Origin of the sequence: Cohnella cholangitidis, assembly GCF_014107495.1 — a bacterium.
Classification (GTDB): domain Bacteria; phylum Bacillota; class Bacilli; order Paenibacillales; family Paenibacillaceae; genus Cohnella; species Cohnella cholangitidis.
Genome location: NZ_CP041969.1, coordinates 1,145,960 through 1,169,159, shown reverse-complemented (window position 1 = coordinate 1,169,159; position 23,200 = coordinate 1,145,960). Strand labels below are relative to the sequence as shown.

At 53.3% G+C, this 23,200-nt stretch carries 19 protein-coding genes; 16 read left to right on the top strand and 3 right to left on the bottom strand.

Translation table 11 applies throughout. The features are described from left to right. Positions 1-160 precede the first annotated feature (160 nt). A complete protein-coding gene (locus tag FPL14_RS05745; RefSeq protein WP_182302110.1) occupies positions 161-3,781 on the top strand; it encodes a DNA polymerase III subunit alpha in 3,621 nt (1,206 codons plus the stop codon). A gap of 336 nt (positions 3,782-4,117) precedes the next feature. Here the strand turns inward: FPL14_RS05745 and FPL14_RS05740 are convergent, their stop codons facing one another. Then, a complete protein-coding gene (locus tag FPL14_RS05740) occupies positions 4,118-4,402 on the bottom strand; it encodes a hypothetical protein (RefSeq protein WP_182302109.1) in 285 nt (94 codons plus the stop codon). Between the two features lie 190 nt (positions 4,403-4,592). Between FPL14_RS05740 and FPL14_RS05735 the strand changes: the two genes are divergently transcribed. The 7 genes from FPL14_RS05735 (at position 4,593) to ppk1 (ending at position 11,733) form a co-directional block, all read left to right on the top strand. Then, positions 4,593-4,781, top strand: coding sequence for a glutamate decarboxylase (locus tag FPL14_RS05735; RefSeq protein ID WP_182302108.1), 189 nt, complete (start codon positions 4,593-4,595; stop codon positions 4,779-4,781). Between the two features lie 56 nt (positions 4,782-4,837). Continuing rightward, positions 4,838-5,704, top strand: a complete 867-nt coding sequence (accD, locus tag FPL14_RS05730) for an acetyl-CoA carboxylase, carboxyltransferase subunit beta (RefSeq protein WP_182302107.1) — start codon at positions 4,838-4,840, stop codon at positions 5,702-5,704. Next, positions 5,694-6,659: an acetyl-CoA carboxylase carboxyltransferase subunit alpha gene (locus tag FPL14_RS05725; RefSeq protein ID WP_182302106.1), complete on the top strand. Its 966-nt coding sequence runs from the start codon at positions 5,694-5,696 to the stop codon at positions 6,657-6,659. The genes accD and FPL14_RS05725 overlap by 11 nt, the downstream gene beginning before the upstream one ends. A gap of 48 nt (positions 6,660-6,707) precedes the next feature. Beyond that, complete coding sequence (gene pyk, locus FPL14_RS05720) at positions 6,708-8,462, top strand: pyruvate kinase (RefSeq protein WP_182302105.1); 1,755 nt, start codon at positions 6,708-6,710, stop codon at positions 8,460-8,462. Positions 8,463-8,576: 114 nt separating this feature from the next. Continuing rightward, entirely contained in the window at positions 8,577-9,050 is a 474-nt protein-coding gene (locus FPL14_RS05715; protein WP_182302104.1) for an acyl-CoA thioesterase, read from the top strand. A gap of 29 nt (positions 9,051-9,079) precedes the next feature. Beyond that, a complete protein-coding gene (locus tag FPL14_RS05710) occupies positions 9,080-9,484 on the top strand; it encodes an FxsA family protein (protein WP_229263796.1) in 405 nt (134 codons plus the stop codon). Positions 9,485-9,648: 164 nt separating this feature from the next. Further along, entirely contained in the window at positions 9,649-11,733 is a 2,085-nt protein-coding gene (gene ppk1 / locus FPL14_RS05705; protein ID WP_182302103.1) for a polyphosphate kinase 1, read from the top strand. Between the two features lie 12 nt (positions 11,734-11,745). Here the strand turns inward: ppk1 and FPL14_RS05700 are convergent, their stop codons facing one another. Further along, the gene (locus tag FPL14_RS05700) at positions 11,746-13,287 is read right to left on the bottom strand and encodes a Ppx/GppA phosphatase family protein (protein ID WP_182302102.1); all 1,542 of its coding nucleotides are present in this window, start codon (positions 13,285-13,287) and stop codon (positions 11,746-11,748) included. A 420-nt stretch (positions 13,288-13,707) separates the two neighbouring features. Between FPL14_RS05700 and citZ the strand changes: the two genes are divergently transcribed. The 7 genes from citZ to FPL14_RS05665 all read left to right on the top strand — a co-directional run bounded on the left by citZ (position 13,708) and on the right by FPL14_RS05665 (position 20,854). Beyond that, entirely contained in the window at positions 13,708-14,823 is a 1,116-nt protein-coding gene (citZ, locus tag FPL14_RS05695; protein WP_182302101.1) for a citrate synthase, read from the top strand. A gap of 105 nt (positions 14,824-14,928) precedes the next feature. Then, a complete protein-coding gene (gene icd, locus FPL14_RS05690) occupies positions 14,929-16,221 on the top strand; it encodes an NADP-dependent isocitrate dehydrogenase (protein WP_182302100.1) in 1,293 nt (430 codons plus the stop codon). A 345-nt stretch (positions 16,222-16,566) separates the two neighbouring features. Next, complete coding sequence (mdh, locus tag FPL14_RS05685) at positions 16,567-17,511, top strand: malate dehydrogenase (RefSeq protein ID WP_182302099.1); 945 nt, start codon at positions 16,567-16,569, stop codon at positions 17,509-17,511. A gap of 190 nt (positions 17,512-17,701) precedes the next feature. Continuing rightward, positions 17,702-18,145, top strand: coding sequence for a DUF2269 family protein (locus tag FPL14_RS05680; RefSeq protein ID WP_182302098.1), 444 nt, complete (start codon positions 17,702-17,704; stop codon positions 18,143-18,145). Between the two features lie 157 nt (positions 18,146-18,302). Further along, positions 18,303-19,508, top strand: a complete 1,206-nt coding sequence (locus tag FPL14_RS05675) for an MDR family MFS transporter (RefSeq protein WP_182302097.1) — start codon at positions 18,303-18,305, stop codon at positions 19,506-19,508. Positions 19,509-19,754: 246 nt separating this feature from the next. Next, positions 19,755-20,279 carry a hypothetical protein gene (locus tag FPL14_RS05670; protein WP_182302096.1) on the top strand — a complete coding sequence of 175 codons (525 nt, stop codon included), beginning with the start codon at positions 19,755-19,757 and terminating at the stop codon, positions 20,277-20,279. 5 nt (positions 20,280-20,284) lie between these two features. After that, positions 20,285-20,854: a YobA family protein gene (locus FPL14_RS05665; RefSeq protein ID WP_182302095.1), complete on the top strand. Its 570-nt coding sequence runs from the start codon at positions 20,285-20,287 to the stop codon at positions 20,852-20,854. A 98-nt stretch (positions 20,855-20,952) separates the two neighbouring features. Here the strand turns inward: FPL14_RS05665 and yfbR are convergent, their stop codons facing one another. Beyond that, positions 20,953-21,561 (bottom strand): 5'-deoxynucleotidase, encoded by a 609-nt coding sequence (gene yfbR / locus FPL14_RS05660; RefSeq protein WP_182302094.1) that lies wholly within the window; start codon positions 21,559-21,561, stop codon positions 20,953-20,955. Between the two features lie 90 nt (positions 21,562-21,651). Here yfbR and FPL14_RS05655 point away from each other — a divergent pair, with 90 nt between their 5' ends. Next, a complete protein-coding gene (locus FPL14_RS05655; RefSeq protein ID WP_182302093.1) occupies positions 21,652-23,199 on the top strand; it encodes a fumarate hydratase in 1,548 nt (515 codons plus the stop codon). Position 23,200 lies beyond the last annotated feature (1 nt).

Genomic DNA, 23,200 nt, shown 5'->3' with positions numbered 1-23,200 from the left:
CGTATCCCTCCACCGTGGAACGGACAAGCAGCTTGCGCGGCGTCCGCTCTATCGTCAGCTACACTATCATATCTATGGGACTGGCCTATCTCCTTATGATACAATTCATATAAAAGACCGTTCGCAAAATCAGAGATTAAACGGGAAAGTAGGGATCTCCATGTGCGATTTCGTTCATCTACACGTTCATAGCGAATACAGCCTGCTCGATGGCGCGGCTCGCATCAAGGAGATGGCGGCCAAAGCGGCCGAGCTTGGCATGACATCGCTTGCCCTTACGGATCACGGCGTCATGTACGGCGCCATTCCCTTCTATAAAGCCTGCCTTGAGCACGGCATTAAACCGATAATCGGCATGGAAGCCTATATCACGGCCGGTTCCAGGCACGACAAGCAATCGCGCAAGGAACAGCCGACTTATCATCTTACGTTGCTCGCCAAGAACGAGACCGGTTACCGGAACTTGATGAAACTAACTTCGATCGGGCATTTGGAAGGCTTCTATTATCGTCCGCGCATCGACTTCGAGGCGTTATCTGCCCACGCCGAAGGCCTCGTCTGTCTCAGCGGCTGCATGAGCAGCGAATTGTCGCGCCAACTGATGGACGACAACGAGGAGGCGGCCAAGGCGACGGCGATGAGGTACCGGGACTTGTTCGGCGAAGATTATTACTTGGAAATTCAAGATCACGGCATTCTGGACCAGAAGAAAATAACGGCCGGAGTCCTAAAGCTGTCCGAGGAGTTGGGAATTCCGCTAGCCGCAACGAACGATTCGCACTACATCTGCGAAGAGGATAACTCCCTGCAGGACGTGCTGATGTGCATTGGAACCGGCAAGACGGTCGACGATCCGGATCGTTTTAAGATTTCGACGAACCAGTTATTCCTCAAAAGCGGGGAAGAAATGGCGGCGTTGTTCCGACATGTTCCCGAAGCGATCGCCAATACGGTGAAGATCGCCGATAGCTGCTCGCTTGAGCTTGAGTTCGGCAAACACGTTTTGCCGGCGTTTAACCCGTTGCCGGAAGGGAGCTCGGCTGCGAGGTATTTGGAAGAGCTGTGCATGGCAGGCTTGCGGGAGCGCTTCGAAGGGCTGCCGGAGTGGGAGGACGCCGAGTACCGCTCGGCGGCGGAGGAGCGCCTTCGCTACGAGCTGCGCGTCATCGGCGAGATGGGGTTCGACGATTACTTTCTGATCGTGTGGGATTTTATTCGCTATGCGCACGAGCACGGCATCGTGACGGGACCTGGGCGCGGTTCCTCGGCGGGAAGCTTGGTTGCGTACGTATTGAAAATCACAGACGTCGATCCGCTCAAACATAAGCTCTTGTTCGAGCGGTTCCTAAATCCCGAACGGGTCAGCATGCCGGATATCGATATCGACTTCAGCGACGAACGGCGCGACGAAGTTATCCGCTACGTCGTGGAGAAGTACGGCGCCGCACACGTGGCGCAGATCATTACTTTCGGAACGTTGGCTGCCCGCGCGGCGGTGCGCGACGTTGGCCGGGTGCTTAATTTGCCTTACGGCGAAGTCGATAAGACCGCGAAGCTCATCCCGGGCATGCCGGGGATGTCGATCGAACGGGCCATGAAGGAGAACGCGGAGTTTCGGGCATTGGCGGAAGGCGGCTCCGGCGCCGCGGAGCTGATCGCGATGGCGAAGCGGGTCGAGGGGATGCCGCGCCATGCGTCTACCCACGCGGCCGGAGTCGTCATTTCGTCAGATCCGCTTACGGACTACGTGCCGTTGCAGGAAGGAACCGACGGCGTTCCGTTGACCCAGTATTCGATGGAGAACCTGGAAGCGGTCGGCTTGCTCAAGATGGATTTTCTCGGTTTGCGTACTTTGTCCATCATCGAACGGTCGCTTGTCTCCATCCGGGAACAAACCGGAAGGGAATTGCGGTGGGAGGAAGTGTCCTACGAAGATAAGGACACTTACGAGCTGATGGGACGCGGGGAGACGACGGGGATTTTCCAGCTCGAATCCTCGGGAATGCGCCGGGTGCTCAAAGAGATGAAGCCTTCCTCGTTCGAAGACGTCGTTTCGGCGGTTGCGCTGTACAGGCCCGGGCCGATGGAGTTTATTCCGCAATTCATTCGGGCGAAGCACGGCTTAATCGAGGTGGAGTATCCTCATCCGACTCTCGAACCGATTTTATCCGATACGTACGGGATTATCGTCTATCAGGAGCAGATTATGCAGATCGCTTCTGCGATGGCCGGATTTACGCTGGGCGAAGCGGATTTGCTGCGTCGCGCGGTGAGCAAGAAGAAGCGGGAAGTGCTTGACGAGCAACGGAAGTTTTTTGTCCGGGGGAGCTTGAAGCAAGGCTATTCTGATGAAGAGGCGAACGGCGTATACGACCTGATCGTTCGCTTCGCCGACTACGGCTTCTGCCGTGCGCATGCCGCCGCATATGCGGTGTTGGCTTTCCAGACGGCTTATTTGAAGGCGCATTATCCGGTCGCGTTCATGGCTTCCATGTTGACGGCGGTCGTAGGCAACCAGCGCAAGACGGCGGAATACGTAGACGAATGCCGCAGGATGGGCATCGAGGTGTTGAAGCCGGACGTGAACGAGAGCGGCGTGTTGTTTACTCCGATCGCGGCTGCGGGCGAGTCGGGCAAGGGAGCGATCCGTTTCGGGCTTGCGGGGGTGAAGAACGTCGGCACGCAAGCGATCGAGAGCATCATGAGGGAACGGGGGGAGAGCTCTTTCGAGAGCTTAAGCGACTTCTGCAGGCGCGTGGATTCGCGCGTGTGCAACAAGCGGGTCATCGAGTCGCTCGTGCAGGCGGGCGCTCTCGAATCGTTGCCGGGCCATCGTTCGCAGCAATTGGCAGCGTTGGAGCCTACGCTCGCGGCGGCGGCGTTATGGCGCAAGGAACGGGAAGAGCTGCAGATCGAGCTGTTCGACTTCGAGGAGTCCCCGAATTGGAATGTCGATCTTCCCAACGTTCCGCCTTATACCCAGACGCAAATGCTGGAGCTGGAAAGAGATTTGATGGGGCTATACTTATCCGGGCATCCGTTGGATGCGTTCGATGAACTGATGGACGAGCTGAAGCTCGACAGGTTGGTGGATATCTCGGAAATGGCGGACGGATCGACCGTGTTTACCGCGGGCATGATCGTATCGCTTAAGCCTTTCGTAACGCGCAAAGGGCAATCGATGGCGTTTTTGGAAATCGAGGATCGGATCATGGGGACGGAGCTTGTCGCTTTCCCTAGCGTGTGGGCGAAGTCGGCTTCATTCGTCAAGAAAGGCTCGTTGGTATTCGTTCGCGCTAAGGTTCAGCTAGGCGATGAGGATTACAAGCTGCTCGCGGACGATATATTGCCGCTTGAAAGCGCGAATCTGAAGCTGCAGGCGGAACGGCTTCGCCGCATTGGCCAGTCGTCGCGTTCGGGCTCGGGTCCGGGCTCGGGCGGAAGTTATCCGGGTCGACCGGGGGCGACTGCGCAAGGCGCGAAAGGTGCAGTGCCTGTGGCAGCCGCGAGTGCCGCTGCCGTCAAGCCCGCAACTCCGACGATGATCGAAGCTCCGCAAAGAGTGTACATTCTAATAGATGCCGCTCACGAACAGCCGGCGACGCTTATTCGGCTTAAGCTGCTGCTTAAAACGCACCCGGGCCAACTAGTGACCGTTCTTCGCTACGAGAGGGAAAAGCGAACCGTAGCGCTGAGCGACGAATATAAAGTCGAGCCGACTCCGGAGCTGGTCGAGGAAATGGAGAAGCTGCTCGGCGAGGGAAGCATAAGGGTGAAGTGAAGGTTGCGCGGGTTGTTGGCGGGAAATGGCGAAGTGTGATATGAATCAACGCCTCTTGCGAGGCGTTATGTTACCTTAATAAGGTTAAATTACTCGTGGAGGTTAATAGCGGCACGCAGTGCCGTTATCCGAGGGCAATCTTGCTCCGAGAGCAAAATAGCGGCACGCGGTGCCGTTATCGGAGGGCAATCTTGCTCCGAGAGCAAAATAGCGGCACGCGGCGCCGTTATCCGAGGGCAATCTCGCTCCGAGAGCAAAATAGCGGCACGCGGTGCCGTTATACGGAGGGCAAGATCGATATCGCTACATGCCGTGCCAAGCGCGTGCACGAGAAACTTAGGCGAATCTTGCTCCGAGAGGCAGAATAGCGGCACGCGGTGCCGTTATCCGAGGGCAATCTTGCTCCGAGAGCAAAATAGCGGCACGCGGCGCCGTTATCCGAGGGCAATCTCGCTCCGAGAGCAAAATAGCGGCACGCGTGCCATTATCCGAGGGCAATCTCGCTCCGAGAGCAAAATAGCGGCACACGGTGCCGTTATCCGAGGGCAATCTTGATCCGAGAGCAAAATAGCGGCACGCGGCGCCGTTATCGGAGAGGGGAGACGGGAATACCCGCAACATCGACTACTCTCCCATACACGCCCGACGACTGAGAGCGCGGCGCGGGCTGGCAACATAAGGGAAACTGAGGTAGTTCGGTTGCTAGTCTTGCGGCATCTGTGCTATGATTTCCTTATTGCTTAATGCAGAAGTTTTCTATTTAAAATTATCTATTCCAATCGAATGTCTAAGAAACTGGGGGTACCGCTTCATGTGGACGGTCATCTACATCGCACCGACCGCTAAGATTGCCGAACGAATTCAGAAGCGTCTAACCGATGAAGGATTTCTCGTACAGGTACGCCCCATTAATCTTACCAAACCGCAGTACGAAATATTGGTACCATCTGGCGAAGTGCGGGAAGTGCAAGACGTATTAGGCAGCATTCTGCACCTGTAATTTAGTACGATACCCAAAGCTTGACGGTCCCCATATATCGCTTGTGAGGTGTCGCAGTGTTCAAGGATTTATTTCAGAAGAAAAAATATGCCGTCGTTCCCTCGGAACGCACGAAGAGGGATATTCCCGAAGGGTTAATGAACCGTTGCCCGAAATGCGGAACGATTCAATTCAGCAAAGAGCTGGAGAAGAACCTGAAAGTTTGTTCGACTTGCGGACATCATTTCCGTTTAAACGCCTGGGAGCGCATCGCGATGACGCTCGATGAGGGGCGTCTTTTTGAGATTGACGAAGATCTGGTCTCCGAGGATCCTTTGGAGTTCCCGGGATACGCTAAGAAGCTGGAACAGCAAAAAGCAAGCTCCGGATTGAAGGACGCGGTCATTACCGGAGAAGGCGAGATCGGCGGTTTCGGCGTCGTCATCGGCGTGATGAGCTTCGATTTCTTCAGCGGAAGCATGGGCTCCGTCGTCGGCGAGAAGGTTACGCGCGCGATCGAAAAAGCGACCGAGAAACAACTTCCGCTTGTCTTTTTCTCTACTTCCGGCGGGGCTAGAATGCAAGAGAGCATTCTAAGCTTGATGCAGATGGCCAAAACAAGCGCGGCTCTTGCGAAATTCCAGGAGCAAGGCGGTTTGTTTATCTCCGTGTTTACGGATCCTACCCTTGGCGGCGTATCGGCCAGCTTCGCGAGCCTTGGCGATTATAACTTGGCCGAGCCCGGAGCGATCGTCGGTTTCGCTGGACGTATCGTTATCGAACAGACGATCCGTCAGAAGCTGCCGGACAATTTCCAAACGGCCGAATTCAACCTGAAGCACGGCCAATTAGACAAAGTCGTGCACCGTAAGGAAATGAAAGCGTTGCTGACGAAGCTGCTAGACATGCACGCGGGGAAAGGAGAGCCGGCCGATGTCCAGTGAACTGCCCTTTGAGAGGCCGCTCGCCGAATTACGCAAAAAAATAGACGAGCTCAAGCATTTCGGAGCCGAGAAGCAAATTGATTTCACGGATGAAATCGGAAGGCTGGAACAGCGTTACAAAGAGCTTGAAGCGGAGATCTACGATAATATGAGCGCGGCTCAGATCATGCATATGGCCCGCCATCATCAACGTCCGACGTCTCTTGATTACATAAATCTCGTATTCACGGATTTTATCGAGCTGCATGGAGACCGAGTATTCGCCGACGACTTAGCGATCGTCGGAGGATTGGCCAAGCTTAACGGCATTCCCGTTACCGTTGTCGGTCACCAGCGCGGCAAGGATACGAAGGACAATATCCAACGGTTCTTCGGGAGCCCTCACCCGGAAGGCTTTCGCAAAGCGTTGCGCTTCATGCAGCAAGCGAATAAGTTCGGGCGTCCGATCATTACGTTCATCGATACCAAGGGTGCTTATCCCGGCAATACCGCCGAGGAACGTAATCAATCGGAAGCAATCGCCCGCAATCTTCTGGAGATGGCGATTTTCGGCGTGCCGATCATCTGCGTCGTCATCGGAGAGGGCGGCAGCGGCGGCGCGTTGGCGCTAGGCGTTGGCAACCGAGTGTTGATGCTGGAAAACGCGATCTATTCGGCCATTTCGCCTAACGGAGCCGCATCGATTCTGTGGAAGGACGCCTCCAAGGCGGACGAAGCAGCGGAGGCGATGAAAATCACCGCGAAGGATTTGCTCGAGTTCGGCATCATCGAGGACATTATTCCGGAGCCGCAAGGCGGCGCTCACCGCGATAAGGCTATGCAGGCCGAAGCGATCAAGGAAGCCGTTTGGCGCCATTTGCAGGAATTGCTGCGGATGACCCCGGATGAACTGAGGGAAGACCGGTACCAGAAGTTCCGTAAAGTCGGGCGTTTCGGTACCGCAGAGCTTGAATAGCTCTATATAAATGCGACCATGGATAGAAAAACGGAGGAAAAAGAAATCATGCGTAAAACAAAAATTGTGTGTACGATCGGCCCTTCCAGCGAATCATTGGAAAACACCAAAAAATTGATCAGCGCCGGCATGAACGTCGCCCGTCTGAACTTCTCCCACGGCGACTTCGAAGAGCACGGCACCCGGATGAAAACGATCCGCCAAGCTTGCCAGGATCTTAACAAAACGGTTGCGATCCTGCTCGACACCAAAGGTCCGGAAATTCGTCTCGGCAAATTGAAAGAAGAGCCGATCGAGCTTGTTCAAGGCGAATACATTACCTTGACGACGGAAGAAATCTTGGGCGACATCAACCGCGTTCCGATTACGTATAAGGAATTGCCGAGCGATATTAGCGTCGGTTCGACGATCCTGATCGACGATGGCTTGATCGGCCTAACGGTCGTTGATATCCAAGGCACGGAAATCAAATGCCAAATCGTTAACAGCGGCCAAATCAAAAGCAAAAAAGGCGTAAACGTTCCGGGCGTAGCGATCTCGATGCCTGGACTTACGGAAAAAGATATCGGCGACATCAAATTCGGTATCGAAATGGGCGTAGATTTCATCGCGGCTTCCTTCGTTCGCCGCGCTAGCGACGTGCTGGAAATTCGCGAACTTCTCGAGCGCCACGATGCTCGCCACATTCAAATCATCTCGAAAATCGAAAACCAACAAGGCGTCGACAATCTCGACGAAATTCTTGAAGTTTCCGACGGCCTGATGGTTGCCCGCGGAGACCTCGGCGTAGAGATTCCGGCCGAAGAAGTTCCGCTTGTACAGAAGCTGATGATCGAGAAGTGTAACCGTGCGGGCAAACCGGTCATTACGGCAACGCAAATGCTGGATTCCATGCAACGGAACCCTCGTCCGACGCGCGCGGAAGCTTCCGACGTTGCGAACGCGATCTTCGACGGAACGGATGCGATCATGCTTTCCGGCGAAACGGCCGCGGGCAAATATCCGGTCGAGTCCGTTGAGACGATGTCCCGCATCGCGGAGCGCGCGGAGTCCGCGTTGCACTACCGCGAAATTTTCATCAAACAAGCTAACGCTCAACAAACTTCCGTTACGGAAGCGATCAGCCAAGCGGTGGCGAACTCCGCGCTCGATCTGGATGCGAGAGCGATCGTTACTTCTACGGAGAGCGGCTATACGGCGCGCATGATTTCCAAATACAAACCGAAATCGCAGATCATCGCCGTTACGCCTGTCGATCAAGTGCTTCGCCGTTTGCAGCTTGTATGGGGCGTCCTTCCGGTGAAAGGCGTATCCGCGAAAACAACGGACGAAATGTTCGAAATTGCCGTTAAAGGCGCCATGGAGACCGGTACCGTACGTCTTGGAGACACGATCATTATTACTGCGGGCGTTCCGGTCGGTCGTTCCGGTACGACGAACCTGATCAAGATCCACAACGTTGGGGAATTGATCGCCAAAGGCCAAGGAATCGGATCGCAGAGCGCTACGGGTAAAGTCGTTATCGCGAATACGCCGGAAGAGGCGATTCGCAAGATGAAGCCTGGTGCGATTCTTGTGGCTCCGTCCACGGATAAAGATTACATGCCTGCTTTCGAACAAGCGGCGGCAGTCATCACGGAATGCGGCGGCATTACTTGCCACGCGGCCGTAGTCGGGCTTAACCTGGGTATCCCGGTAATCGTAGGCGTTAACGACGCGATTAAGCTCTTGAAGGACGAAATGGAAGTCACTTTGTATGCAGAGCACGGCGTGATCTATTCCGGCCAAGCAAAAGTGATGTAATAGATCGAGAGATCGTGCTGGAAAATTCCCCGCAGCGTTGCTGTGGGGGATTTTTATATCCGGACGACCGGAAACCCTGACGCACGGACGTCATATGCATTAGGAGGTAACGGGATGGGCAAATGGTTTTTGTTCCCTTTGCGGGTTAGGTATCAGGAGACCGATCAAATGGGGGTCGTCTATCACGCGAACTATTTGAACTGGTTCGAGATCGGGCGAACGGAGTGGGTAAGGCAAGCGGGGATTGCCTACAAGGAAATGGAAGCCCGGGGATTGCTGCTGCCGGTTACGGATGTCGAGGCTTCATTTAAGCATCCTGCTCTTTACGATGACTGGGTTACGGTGTGCACTCGCGTAGCGGAGATGACAAGCATTCGAGTTCGATTCGAAAGCCGGGTCGTTAGCGGCAATTTGACGGAAACTCTTGGATTTAGCTATGAAGGAGAGGAACCGCCCGGGGATATACTCGTGCAAGGCGGTACGAAGCACGTCTGGGTCAACAAGGAGTGGAAGCCCGTCCGTTTCGCGCGCGAAGCGCCGGACTGGTATGATAAGATGGTACGGCTAGCAGGTGAGCCTAAGACGTAAGGAAAACGAGCAGAGGGAAGGTGCCAGTCGTGCAAAAAAAATGGTTGCCGGTATTGGTCATCGCGATGTTAATCGAAATATGGGGCATCTATATGGTGGGGAGCTGGATCGGCGGTTTCGGGACGTTCGTTTTATTGATCGCGACCGCTGCGTTAGGCGTTTGGTTAATCAAGACGGAAGGACGTAAAGTGTGGCAGCAAGCCCAGCAGCAAATCCACTCCGGTCAAGCGCCCGGGAATAAGTTATTGGAAGGGCTTTGCGTTTTAGTCGGAGGAATTTTGCTTATCGTTCCGGGCTTTTTTACGGATATCGTCGGGTTAACGATGGTCATTCCGGTTACACGTCCGATCTATCGGCTGTTCCTGTACCGCTGGATTGAACGTTTGGTTCGCGGCGGCCGCTTCACGATCTCGCGCGGTCCGAATCGCTGGTAGAACGATATTCTATTTTTATTTTCCAAGATTATACGCTTTATTCCCTCTTTTAACTGTGCGTTAACGATTCGTTAACGTTGAGTTTACAATTGACCAACATAATGAAAGAGACGAGTCAGCAATGATAGATGAAGTCGCTTGCAGGATGAATAGGGGGAAACCGAGTGTCGGGCGTCAAAAAGTACATTAACCGGGATTTAAGTTGGCTGGAGTTCAATAGACGGGTGCTTGAGGAAGCCGAAGATACGGATACGCCGCTTCTGGAAAGGTTTCAATTTCTATCAATCGTGCAAAGCAATTTAGATGAATTCATGAGCGTTAGGGTTGCGGGATTGCAAGCTCAGAGCAAAGCGGGATATTTGAAAACCGATTTCACGGGTTATACTCCCCAAGGGTTGATCAAACGATTGATGAAACGGACGACCCGTATGGTTCGCGAACAGTATAAGACTTATCGGGATCTTTTGCGGCTGCTGGCAAAGGAAGGCGTGTCCATTACGACTTTCCGCGAGCTGCATGAGGATCAGAAGGCTTCGATGACGGATTACTTCAAGCGAATTATCTATCCGGTTTTAACGCCGATGGCCGTCGATCAAAGCCGTCCTTTTCCGTTATTGCATAGCAAAGAGCTTTATTTGTCGGTCGTGCTTAAGGAAGAGAGCCAGAACTCTCGCGAGGACGAGGACGAATCGTTCTGCGCGATCGTTCAAGTGCCTTCGATCTTGGCCCGCACGGTACCCGTTCCGGGGCGCAAAAACAGCAGGAAGCTGAGCTTTCTTCTGCTGGAAGACCTCATTAAGGAACATATCGGCTTGTTGTTCAGCGGATATCGGACGGAAGCCGTTCATTCTTTTCGCGTGACGCGGAACTCGGATTTGACGTTGAACGAGGAAGGCGCGGAGGATCTGCTGCAGGAAATCGAGAAGGAGCTGCGCCGTCGCAGACGCGGATTGCCCGTAAGGCTTGAAGTGGAGAAAGGAATCCATCCGGACGCGATGGAGCTGTTAAGCGATGAACTGGAGCTGGAAGGCGATATGTTCGACGAGATCGACGGACCGCTTGATCTGGGTTTCCTGTCTAAATTCGTCGGCGCGTTGCCGAATTACGATCATCTTCGATATCCGAAGCATGAGCCGGTCTATCCGGAGGAATTCGACGAGACGGAAGATATGTTATCCGTGCTTCGCGAGAAGGATGTCCTCGTTTATCATCCTTACGAGTCGTTCGAGGTCGTAAATGATTTTATTTTGGAAGCGGCAGCCGATCCGGGAGTTCTGGCGATCAAGATGACTTTATACCGGGTCAGCGTCAATTCCGTGCTCATTCAAGCTTTGGCGAGCGCGGCGGAATCGGGCAAACAAGTGACCGTCGTCGTTGAAATCAAAGCCCGGTTCGACGAAGCTCGCAACATCGCATGGGCACGCCAACTAGAGAAGGCCGGTTGCCATGTCGTCTATGGCTTGGTGGGGTTGAAGACGCATGCCAAAATCATGTTGGTCGTTCGCAAAGAAGCGGACACGTTGCGGAGATACGTCCATGTCGGTACAGGAAACTATAACGAGAATACCGCGCGGCTCTATACCGATGCAGGTTTATTTACTAGCCATCCGGATATCGGAGCGGACGCTACCGCGCTCTTCAACGAGATGACGGGATATTCGACTCCGCATTTATGGTCTTCCTTCGCCGTGGCGCCGATCGGCTTAAAGCCGAAGCTGTTCGAGCTGATCGACCGGGAGATCGGGCATGCGCTTGCCGGACGTCCGGCACGAATTGTGGCGAAAATGAATTCCTTATCGAATCAATCGATAATCGATAAGCTGTACGAGGCATCGCAGGCGGGCGTAAAGATCGAGTTGATCGTGCGCGGAGTTTGCTGCTTGAGGCCGGGAGTGCAAGGGTTTAGCGAGAACATACGCGTAATCAGCATCGTGGACCGCTACCTTGAGCATGCGAGAATTCTTTCCGTCGCGGGAGGCGGGAATGACGAGGTTTACATTTCCAGCGCGGACTGGATGACCCGTAATTTGAGCCGTAGAGTCGAGCTGATGTGTCCCGTGTACGATCCGGGGCTTCGTCACATGCTAATGAACGTGTTGCATATGAATTTGCAGGACAACGTCAAGGCGCGGGAGCTGCAATCCACCGGCTCGTATACGCGCGTGACGAACGAGAACGTTCCGCTGCGCAGCCAATTCGAGACGGCGGATATTCCGCTGTGGAAATCGGTTGCGGCAGCGTACGAATAAGAACTTGGGGGATTACTGGACCCGAACCGTCAGTTCGGGAGTAATTCCCCAATTTTTTTTGAGCTCCTTGGCGATGTTCTCAACTTCCATGCGCTCGACGGGCAAGGGGTGACTGGCGTCCGCGACCATGTGCAGTTTGGATCCTTTAATGCTTAATTCCAAGGATAGGATAGCTTGAGATTCGCTGCGATCGAGCGCGGAGGCAAGCTGCAGCAACGAACCGAGCTTGGCAACGAGCTTGTCGTCTCCTTCGGCGAGCATCGACCGGTACGGGGAAAGCTTGCGCCTAAGCGGATTGGTCCCTCTGTACGATGCGATGGCGGCGGTCAAGATCGTCTCCCTGTGGGACAAACCGTTCCAATGCGTATGCAATAGCATATAGAACGTATGATCCGCGCTGTCGTTATAGTCGATAACGGTCCCGATTCGGAACAACCGCGCCGCGGTGTCCAACAAGCGGCGGCATTCCGGAGGCATCTTCGCGTTAGGGGACAATCGGTCGTATACCGTCAGGGCTAACTTGCGAACTTGCTGAAGATGTTCTGCGGGAGCAACCGGATATAAAGCGATCAGATTGCGTATGCTTTCATTCAATACATAATCTTCGGAGTCCGTGGGATGGCCGGACAGGCAGGTCTCGTAGAACAGCCCGTCGCGCAGGCCCGTACCGCACACGACCAACCGCGAAGCCAGCATCTGTTGCATGACGCCGAGAAGGATTGCGAGCCCGGGCACGATGACGTCGCCGCGATCTTTGGACAATCCCGGGAGCTTCCGTCTCTTGTCGACCGGGATGGCGGACAAGAGATCGAGCGCGGAAGAAAGGTCGGGGATAGACAGCTCATATCCGTGAAGATGGGGGAAAGCGTAATTCGATTCCCTCTGATGGAGCTTGGCAAGCGCGCGGACGGTTCCGCCCAACCCGATCAGCGGAAGTCCGGGATGGCCGGCAATCCACTTCTGAGCGCTTAGCAGACGGCGAACCTCGGACTGAATTTCCGCAAGCACGGACGAAGAGATCGTTCCGCTGCCCAAAGCGTATTTGGCGGAAGTGTTGACGCAACCGATCGGAAAAGAAACCGCCGATACGACTTTCCTGTTCCGGATTAGCGAAATCTCGGTGCTACCGCCGCCGATGTCGACAACGAAACAATCCGAGAGGCTAAGGCTGTTCAGCATCGCTTGGCTGCCGATTCTAGCTTCGTCCTCGCCGGATAACACTTCTATCGTTAGCCCGGTCATCGCGAACAACCGCCGGATGATCGACTCTCTGTTAACGGCTTGGCGTATTGCCGCGGTCGCGACCGCGCGAACGCGATCCGCCCCGTGCTTCTGGCATATTCGGCAAAAGTGTCTGAGCACTTCCGCCAGCTCTTCAACGGCTTCGTCCGGCAATAAACCCGTCTTGTCCAAACGCTGGCTAAGCCGTGCCGGCCAGCGCCCTTGGTCAACGACGCGGTACGCCCCGTTGTCCGTCAGTTGATAAACGGAAAGACGGACGGTGTTGGAGCCGATATCGATAATTCCGGTCATTCGGTTTGCTTGATCATGCATGTCATTGACCTCCAGATTAGCTTCTCAGCCTTCTCGGTGCCGTTAACCGGACATTCGAACTTAAGTATTCATTGTATCACAAAATAATCATTCGAATAATTAGAGCGAATAAGCAAATGACTAATGTTGCCAAGATAAAGATAGAACGAGTCCGTGATCAAAATCCGACCTATTGAACTACGTCTCCAAGAACGATTGCTTATGGTGCCGATAAAACATTTTGATGCCGTAATCGGTTCCATTCCCCGTAAAAATCGATTATCATTAAAAAAGGTCAAAAAAAGCTATGTTATTTGACGTTTTCGTTCATTATTGAGTCGGGAGAGCTTCTAGCTCTCTCGCGACTTTCCATGAAGTCGTTCGGCGCGAATAAGACAAGCCGATTGATTTTGAATTCTCGGGATAAAGGAGAGAGAGTAAATGACAGCAACAAAAGGTCTTGAAGGCATCGTTGCGGCTAAATCGACGATCAGCTCCATTATCGACGGCGTCTTGACCTATCAAGGCATCAACATCGACGAACTGGCTGAAAAAGCGACGTTCGAAGAAGTCGCGTACTTATTATGGCACGGCAAGCTTCCAACTCAATCGGAACTGGACGGGCTTATCGCGGAGCTTGGCGAATACGCGGTCGTACCTGCAGACGTAATCGCGGGCTTGCGCTTGTATCCTAAAGGCACCAACTCCATGGCTGCTTTGCGTACTGTCGTCTCCAGCTTGGCGCTGTACGACGGCGAAGCCAATGACATGAGCAGAGAAGCCAACTACCGCAAAGCGGTTAAGCTACAGGCTCAATTGCCGGCGGTCGTCGCGGCTTTTGCGCGTATTCGCGAAGGCAAAGAGCCGATCGCACCGAAAAAAGGCGTAGGAGTCGCTCATAACTTCCTGTATATGCTTACTGGAGAAGAGCCTGCTCAAGTCGCGATCGAAGCGATGGACAAGGCGCTCGTTCTTCACGCGGACCACGAGTTGAACGCTTCGACTTTCGCGGCTCGCGTAACGGTAGCAACGCTATCCGACATTTATTCCGGCGTAACGTCGGCTATCGGCGCTTTAAAAGGCCCTTTGCATGGCGGCGCTAACGAAGCGGTTATGGTTATGCTGGACGAGATCGGCTCCCTTGCCAACGTAGAATCATACATCCAGAACAAGCTGGACAACAAAGTCAAGGTAATGGGCTTCGGTCACCGCGTATATAAGAACGGCGACCCTCGGGCTAAGCATTTGATGCAAATGTCCCGTCAACTCGGGGAATTGAAAGGCGACATGACGCTGTATGAAATGTCCGTCAAGATCGAAGATCTGGTAACAGGCCAAAAAGGATTGAAGCCGAACGTAGACTTCTACTCCGCTTCCTGCTACACGATGCTGGGCATTCCTCGCGACTTGTTTACGCCGATCTTCGCGATCAGCCGCGTGTCCGGTTGGACCGCGCACATTCTCGAGCAGTACGAAGACAATCGCCTCATTCGTCCCCGCGCGGAGTACGTCGGTCCAGTCGACCAGCACTACGTGCCTATCGCGAACCGCTGCTAAATTGAATGCACTTGCCGGCGGGTTGCCTTTTATGCCATGCGCATGAGGCAAGCCGCCGGTTCTTTGCGAAAAACCAGAACACCATTTTAGGAGGAGAAACGATTCATGAAACTCGAAAAATTCGCAGCGCCGACTTCCGGCGAGAAAATCACGGTAACTAACGGAGTATTGAACGTACCTAACAACCCGATCATCCCTTTCATCGAGGGCGACGGCACTGGCCGCGACATCTGGAAAGCTTCCAAACGCGTGCTTGACGCAGCGGTAGAGAAAGCATACAAAGGCGAAAAACAAATCGCATGGTACGAAGTGTTCGCCGGCGAGAAAGCCTTTAATACTTACGGCGAGTGGTTGCCAGCCGACACATTGACGGCGATCCGCGAAATGATCATCGCGATCAAAGGACCTTTGACTACGCCGATCGGCGGCGGTATCCGTTCCCTGAACGTTGCGCTTCGCCAAGAGCTTGACCTGTACGTGTGCTTGCGTCCCGTTCGCTACTTCGACGGCGTACCTTCCCCGGTTAAACGCCCTGAACTGGTGGACATGGTTATTTTCCGTGAAAACACCGAGGACATCTATGCGGGCATCGAGTACCAATCCGGTACGGAACAAGTGAAAAAAGTGCTTGAGTTCCTGCAAAAAGAAATGGGCGTTAACAAAATCCGCTTCCCTGAAACTTCGGGTATCGGTATTAAACCAGTTTCCGCCGACGGTTCCAAACGTCTTGTTCGCGCAGCGATCGAATATGCAATCAAACACGGCCGCAAATCCGTTACGCTCGTTCATAAAGGCAACATTATGAAATATACCGAAGGCGCGTTCAAAAACTGGGGTTACGAAGTGGCTGAGCAAGAGTTCGGCGATAAAGTATTCACTTGGGCTCAATACGACGAAATCAAAGCCGACAAAGGCGAAGAAGCAGCTAACGCAGCTCAGAAAGCCGCTCTTGATTCCGGCAAAATCCTAATCAAGGATGCGATCGCCGACATCGCGCTGCAACAAGTTCTGACTCGTCCAACCGACTTCGACGTTATCGCTACGTTGAACCTGAACGGCGACTACCTGTCCGATGCTTTGGCTGCTCAAGTAGGCGGAATCGGTATCGCTCCTGGAGCTAATATCAACTACTTGACTGGGCATGCTATCTTCGAAGCGACTCATGGTACTGCTCCTAAATACGCGGACAAAGACGTCGTGAACCCAGGTTCCGTTATCTTGTCCGGCGTTATGATGCTTGAGCACTTGGGTTGGTTGGAAGCGGCTGACCTGATCTACAAAGGCCTCGAAAAATCCATCAACAGCAAAGTCGTCACTTACGATTTCGCTCGTCTGATGGAAGGCGCTACGGAAGTTAAATGTTCCGCATTCGCTGACGAAATCATCAAAAATTTCTAAGTGGATCGATCCCCCTAAGTCCCCCTTTCCAAGGGGGATTCCAAGGGCTGCCGCCCTCTGGACACCCGCCTTCGTGGAATGAGTAGTCGACGAGCGGTTGGGAGCGGGGCTTGTGCTAGGAGGTCGCCGAATTTTCGATTAAAGGGACTGCCGCCGCTTCTCTGGCGAATCCCTTTTCGAAAATTGGGTAAACCTAGGAAGTATGAATAAGCGTGGGTAAAAGTACATTTAATTTGTCTAGGTTCGTGCGAATAGGCGTGGATCGGTGGAATTAAATGTATTTTTGTATCTGGATATACGCTCATGCATGGAGAGTGACGGGTTAAATACAAGGAGGAGATGCAAGTGGCGATTAAACGTGCGAAAATTACGGTTGTCGGCGCAGGATTCACAGGCGCGACTACTGCGCTCATGTTGGCTCAGAAGGAATTGGGAGACGTCGTGCTTCTCGATATTCCGCAACTGGAAAACCCGACTAAAGGTAAAGCGCTCGACATGATGGAATCGACTCCGGTTCAAGGAATCGACTCCAACATCGTGGGAACGGCCGACTACCAAGATTCCGCTAACTCCGACGTAGTTATCATCACTGCTGGTATCGCCCGCAAACCGGGCATGAGCCGCGATGACCTTGTGAACACGAACGCAGGTATCGTAAAATCCGTGTGCGAGAACATCAAGGCGACTAGCCCTAACGCTTACGTCATCATCCTTTCCAACCCTGTCGACGCAATGACTTACGTTGCGAACAAAGCGCTCGGATTCCCGAAAAACCGCGTTATCGGCCAATCGGGAGTACTGGATACGGCCCGCTACAATACGTTCCTGGCGCAAGCATTGAACGTGTCCGTTGAAGACGTGCGCGGCGTCGTTCTCGGCGGCCACGGCGACGACATGGTTCCTCTCGTTCGTTACACGACGATCGGCGGAATTCCCGTCGAGAAATTGCTCCCTAAGGAGCAAATCGATGCTATCGTAGCGCGTACTCGCGTAGGCGGCGGCGAGATCGTTAACTTGCTCGGCAACGGCAGCGCGTATTATGCGCCGGCTGCTTCGCTCGTCCAAATGACGGAAGCGATTCTGAAAGACAAAAAACGCATCCTTCCCGTCATCGCGTTGCTGCAAGGCGAGTACGGGTATGACAACTTGTTCATGGGCGTTCTTGCCGTGCTGGGCGGAGACGGCATCGAGAAGATTTTCGAGCTCGACCTTACCGGCGAAGAGAAAGCGGCCCTCGAGAAATCGGCGGAATCGGTTCGCAACGTCATCAAAATCGTCGAAAACGCATAAGCAAGCTCAACGTATCCCATGTGAGAGCCTTCGGGCTCTCTTTTTCATATGTAGGTCTAAGTATCGAACAAATCGTGAAGCTTTCGTGAAGGAATCATAACGAATGTATCGATATGGTTTTGTTCGGGCGTTTTTTTGTGTATACTGAGGTTGTCTTAGTCTGTTTGTTAACTATTGGAGGGAACGGCGAATGTTTACTGTCATGTTGTTTTTGCACATAGTAGGTGCGGTTGGAATGGGCATTTATGCGATCATGCCGTTTGTGGTCGGGAAGTTCAAGCAGCTGTCGGGTGCCGCTCAAGAAGGATTGGCTAGCGGGATCATTACGGGAGGACGTTTGGGTCAATACTCTCTCGTGCTGCAATTGCTGACGGGAGGATATTTGATCTCCAATGCGCCGGGCGACGCGAAATACACGGTTGCATGGATGGTTATCGTCATCGTCTTGTTCGTGATTATCGGGGCTCTGTCGGGCATCGTGCAAGCGCCGCTCAAGAGAATCGCGGCCGCGGCCGCTAACGGTCAGAGCGCAAGCTCGGATATTTCCCGGGTTCAAGTGCTTAGCACGATTCTGTTCGTATTGTTCTTGGTTATCATCTGGTTCATGCAAGACCCGGCTTATCGCATTGACTAAATCATGCATCTCATAGCCAAAAAACCCCAATCGCGGTTTACCGCTTTTGGGGTTTTTGCTTAATTCCGTCCAAATTGTCTGTGCTATACTGTTGAGATCGTTTCCGACGACCATAGGGAACGATAGACGACATCATGAGGAATGAACAACGCAGACAATGGTAAAATTCGCGAATAATATTATCGGAAGATACGATAGCGGAATTTGGATCCGCGTACTTGGGGCCGCGTTGACGACGATTACGGGGTTTATGATTCGTCCTTTTCTTGTCCTCTATTTATACGATCAACTGGAAGGTTCGGTCATCCTGCCCATGATCATAGTCGGTTTGCAGCCGTTATGCGGACTGTTCGTCAGTTGGTTTGGAGGGAGCTGGAGCGACCGATACGGCCGCAAGCCGCTCATTCTTATCGCTCTCGCCTTGCAAATGCTGTGCATGATCGGTTACGTTTTCGCCGAAGACGTCTGGCAGTATGCTTTGATCTCGATTATAAACGGGATAGGGTTTGCGTTGTACGGTCCGGCAGCCAGTGCCCAGATTACGGACATAATTACGGAAGAAAAACGCGCCGAAGTGTTCGCGCTCATGCATACGGCGTTTAACGTCGGAGCGGCGGTCGGTCCCGTACTCGGATTGCTCATGTTCGGTTGGAATCCTTCCGCGGTGTTTCTGATGTCGGCGATGTCGTTCGTGCTTTACGGGTTGTTAGTCTGGTTCAAGATACCCGAATCCGCGCCGCTTGCCCTCAAGGGACCGACCGCTAACTCAACGCCTCTTCCGCAGCCGGCTAAACCTAAATTCTCATGGGCCGAGCATAAAGGACTCGTGCTCATGACGATGCTCTGCTTGCCTGTCGGATTGTTATACGCGCAAGTGGAATCCACATTGCCGTTGCATTTGCAAACGAACTTCGAGCATTATCGGACCGTGCTTGCGTCTCTCCTTACTTTTAACGGGATCATGGTCATCGCTTTGCAGATTTGGATTGCGAGAAGAACGGAACCGGTACCGTCGCATCTCATCATCGGAATTTCGTATGCTCTGTTTGCCGTCGTTTCTCTCGGTTACGGCTACTCCGGCGTTGTGGTGTGGTTGTTCGCGGCGGAGTTTATTTTTACGATCGGAGAGATGATGTTCGGTCCGCACATGCAGAAAGCCGTATCCGTCATGGCTCCGCAAGATCAAAGAGGCTTCTACTTCTCCGTGTACGGGACAAGTCAATTGTTATCCCGCGGCCTGGGTCCGATCTTAGGCGGTTTGCTGCTCGAATGGAGTGGCGGAGAAACGTTGTTTACGGTGCTCGCGGCATTGATGGTCGTGGCCGGTTATGCCCAGTTCAAGGTGATTAAGAGATTAACGTAAACCGGAAAATGTTGGGCAAGAGAAGGCGCCGAGAGATCGGCGTCTTTTTGCTGCGCCTGAAAAATGCGGAAGTTGGAACAAAATAGAACGTTGGAGCGTCTATAGGTGACGAGGTGAAAGGAAATGTTCAAACGAATTAGCATGTTCTTAGCGTGTATTATGCTTCTTGCGGGAGCGTTGTCGATCCTTAAACCGGAGCGGGCTTTCGCGTGTTCTTGCGCGGCGCCCCCTGAGGTGAGCGAAGAAATGAACAATAAAACCGCAATCTTCTCCGGTAAAGCGATCAAGGTTACGCCTCCCGAGCAGAAGGAGATCATGTCTAGCGCCGATCCCGTCAGCGTGACATTCGAGGTAGATAAGGTGTGGAAGGGCGAAGTGAAGCAAAAGACGGTCGTTCGTACCGCGCTTAGCTCGGCGAGCTGCGGAATCGAGGATTTCGCAGTGAATACGGAATATGTCGTGTATGCGTATGGGGTTATGGATCAGCTTGAAACGAACATATGCGATCGAACGAAGCCGTTAGCAAGCGCTGGCGAGGACATCGCGGAGCTGGGGAAGGGATATGAACCTGTGACGATTAGCGAGGTAGCCGATCCTAAAGATTCCGCTCCCGCGATAAATACTAGCCCAGAGAAGAAACAAAACCCGGTAGAGAAATCGACGGAGATGCCAGCAGGGAAACCGGCAGGCTATTATTGGATTCCCCTTGGCGGACTTGTTCTTATTCTCGGTTTCGCATTCATGGTATTTTCCTTTAGGAGAAAGTCGTAGACTTAATGGTCTGGAATGGGCGTGAAGATGTGAAGATTAAGCTGGGGTGTTTCCTGTTGTCCGCTATGATGCTGCTCGCTGCTTGCGGGAATGAGCCGAAGGGTCAGTCCGGGCAGTCGGGCACGGAGCTCGTACAAGAGCAGCGAGGTTTTATCGGGCACGTCGTCAAGAAGGATAAGGGCAGAGTTCTGGTCGTGAACGACGTTGAAAAAGACTTCAGCGCGAATGGCGGAGCCAGTCATTATTATGAGGCTGTCTGGTTTTCGAAAGCGTCGTCGGATATTCAAGTCGGTCAACAGGTGGAAGTCTGGGCGGAGGGCGAAATGGAAGATTCCTACCCGGGCCAAGCTCAAGCGGACCGCATTGCCGTTATGGAGACGAATCAGCCCGAGGGCGCCCGGTTAACGGAATCCGAAGCGGTTAGAAAAGCGTTAATTTCCCCGGAAATCGAGGATTACGCAGCCCCGGTCATCAAACAAGTCCATTTTGATGCAGAAGCTTCGGAATGGCGGATCGAGATCGCCGGGAGCTGGGAAGAGAAAACGTTGGAGATCAAGGTAGCGGATATAAAGTAAAAAATACGGGATAGGCTTTCGGATCGGTTCCGATAGTCTTTCCCGTATTTCGTTATATGCAGGCGTATTCTTCTTTGCGAGCCAATAACTCCTTACGATTAAGCTTCCGGAATATCCTGTTCGAGCTCCGCGAGCTCGTCGATCGTTCTCTCGAACCCGGGCGCCAGATGGGTCAGAAACCATTCGACTTCGGGCATGTCCAGCTTCCTTAGTTTTTCTTCGCTTTGTCGGCGAGCGGTGGCGAACTCTCGGTTTCCCGCGGACATTTCGCTTATGCATTTCAGATAGGCGTCGAGAAGGTCGGCCCCTTTCAACAGTTTCTCGAGCTCGGGGTTCGCGGGCTTACGGGACAATAGAGGGCGATAGCTGTTTTGCAGCTCCGCAGGTACGGTTGCTAATAGCCTATCCGCGGCCATAGCTTCAATCTCCCGAAAATTCGCTAGAATTCGAGGGTTATGATGTTTGACGGGAGTCGGAATATCTCCCGTAAACACTTCCGTGGCATCATGGAATAAGGCATACGTCACCGCCTCGTCGGGATTGATGTCGCGATTGAATATTTCCCGCGCAATACTGCCGAGAGCGTGCGCGATCAGCGCCACGTGATACGAGTGCTCGGCGACGTTTTCCGTCGTCGTATTCCGCATGAGGCTCCAACGTTCAATATATTGTAATCGGTATAAATAAGCCAAAAAATGATTTGCCATGAACTTGACTCCTTTTCTCCCACCGTTAATCTATATGCTATTATATAATGTATGTAGATCATCGAACAGAGAGGGGATTTGGCACTCATTATGTCATCAACATTCGAACAGAGCATTTATAAACTTATCGTAGAAACCTCGACTAACCTTCCCGCGGACGTTCGCCGGGCGATTGCCGCGGCACGCGAGGCGGAAGATCGCGCAACGCGCGCGGGATTATCCTTGTCTACGATCGCGCAAAATATCGAAATGGCGGAATGCAACGTTTCTCCCATTTGCCAAGATACAGGCATGCCGACTTTCGTCATACACACCCCTGTCGGCGCCAACCAAATCGTGATGAAAAAAGAAATCAGAAGCGCGATCGCTAGAGCGACTAAAGACGGAAAGCTCCGCACCAACTCGGTAGATTCGCTGACCGGCTCCAACACCGGAGACAATTTGGGACCGGGTACTCCCGTTATCCACTTCGAGCAATGGGAGCGCGAGGAAGTCGACGTTCGTCTCATTCTCAAGGGCGGCGGCTGCGAAAATAAAAATATCCAGTACAGCTTGCCTTGCGAGATCGAAGGCTTGGGCAAAGCGGGCCGCGATCTCGACGGCATCCGCAAATGCGTTCTGCACGCGGTCTATCAAGCCCAAGGACAAGGCTGCAGCGCCGGATTTATCGGCGTGGGCATCGGCGGAGACCGGACGACGGGTTATGAGCTGGCTAAACAGCAGCTTTTCCGTAAAGTCGAAGACGTTAACCCGATTCCAGAGCTTCGGCAGTTGGAGGAGTATATTCTGGACAAAGCGAACCAATTGGGCATAGGTACGATGGGCTTCGGCGGCAACGTGACGCTGCTCGGATGCAAGGTTGGCGTAAACAACCGCCTCCCGGCCAGCTTTTTCGTCTCCGTCGCTTATAACTGTTGGGCATACCGCCGTCAAGGCGTCCTCCTCGACGGTAATTCGCATGAGATCAAAGAGTGGATTTACGAGGGCGGTTCCGCGGTACCGATGGCTGACCTTGCAAGAGACGAGTCCGGCGAAGGGTCTGAAGTCGCCGCGAAGCCGAAGGAAATCGTGCTTCAGATGCCTCTGACGGAAGAGGATGTACGCTCGTTGAAAGTAGGAGACGTCGTCATCTTGAACGGCGAAATGCACACGGGGCGCGACGCGCTGCATAAGCATTTAATGGATCATGACGCTCCGATCGATCTGAACGGCGGGGTTATCTACCACTGCGGACCGGTTATGCTGAAGGATGATGCCGGTTGGCACGTGAAAGCCGCTGGTCCGACGACAAGCATTCGGGAAGAGCCGTATCAAGGCGAGATCATGAAGAAATTCGGATTGCGCGCGGTTATCGGCAAAGGCGGCATGGGTCCGAAAACGCTAGCCGCGCTGCAAGAGCATGGCGGCGTCTATTTGAACGCCGTCGGCGGAGCTGCTCAGTACTATGCGGAGTGTATTAAAAAAGTAAACGGCGTCGATTTTTCGGAGTTCGGTATTCCGGAAGCGATGTGGCATTTGCAAGTTGAAGGTTTCGCGGCGATCGTCACGATGGATTCGCACGGCAACAGCCTGCATGCAGACGTAGACAAAGATTCCAAATCCAAGCTAGCGCAGTTCAAGGATCCGGTATTCGCATAAA

Bases quoted from the DNA above. Each gene is read 5' to 3' on its own strand.
- FPL14_RS05745 (WP_182302110.1), top strand. From the start codon at position 161: ATGTGCGATTTCGTTCATCTACACGTTCATAGCGAATACAGCCTGCTC.
- FPL14_RS05655 (WP_182302093.1), top strand. From the start codon at position 21,652: ATGTCATCAACATTCGAACAGAGCATTTATAAACTTATCGTAGAAACC.
- icd (WP_182302100.1), top strand. From the start codon at position 14,929: ATGAAACTCGAAAAATTCGCAGCGCCGACTTCCGGCGAGAAAATCACG.
- FPL14_RS05715 (WP_182302104.1), top strand. From the start codon at position 8,577: ATGGGCAAATGGTTTTTGTTCCCTTTGCGGGTTAGGTATCAGGAGACC.
- FPL14_RS05700 (WP_182302102.1), bottom strand. From the start codon at position 13,287: ATGCATGATCAAGCAAACCGAATGACCGGAATTATCGATATCGGCTCC.
- pyk (WP_182302105.1), top strand. From the start codon at position 6,708: ATGCGTAAAACAAAAATTGTGTGTACGATCGGCCCTTCCAGCGAATCA.
- FPL14_RS05665 (WP_182302095.1), top strand. From the start codon at position 20,285: ATGGTCTGGAATGGGCGTGAAGATGTGAAGATTAAGCTGGGGTGTTTC.
- yfbR (WP_182302094.1), bottom strand. From the start codon at position 21,561: ATGGCAAATCATTTTTTGGCTTATTTATACCGATTACAATATATTGAA.
- FPL14_RS05725 (WP_182302106.1), top strand. From the start codon at position 5,694: ATGTCCAGTGAACTGCCCTTTGAGAGGCCGCTCGCCGAATTACGCAAA.
- citZ (WP_182302101.1), top strand. From the start codon at position 13,708: ATGACAGCAACAAAAGGTCTTGAAGGCATCGTTGCGGCTAAATCGACG.
- FPL14_RS05675 (WP_182302097.1), top strand. From the start codon at position 18,303: ATGGTAAAATTCGCGAATAATATTATCGGAAGATACGATAGCGGAATT.
- FPL14_RS05670 (WP_182302096.1), top strand. From the start codon at position 19,755: ATGAACAATAAAACCGCAATCTTCTCCGGTAAAGCGATCAAGGTTACG.
- FPL14_RS05680 (WP_182302098.1), top strand. From the start codon at position 17,702: ATGTTTACTGTCATGTTGTTTTTGCACATAGTAGGTGCGGTTGGAATG.
- FPL14_RS05740 (WP_182302109.1), bottom strand. From the start codon at position 4,402: ATGTTGCGGGTATTCCCGTCTCCCCTCTCCGATAACGGCGCCGCGTGC.
- FPL14_RS05735 (WP_182302108.1), top strand. From the start codon at position 4,593: ATGTGGACGGTCATCTACATCGCACCGACCGCTAAGATTGCCGAACGA.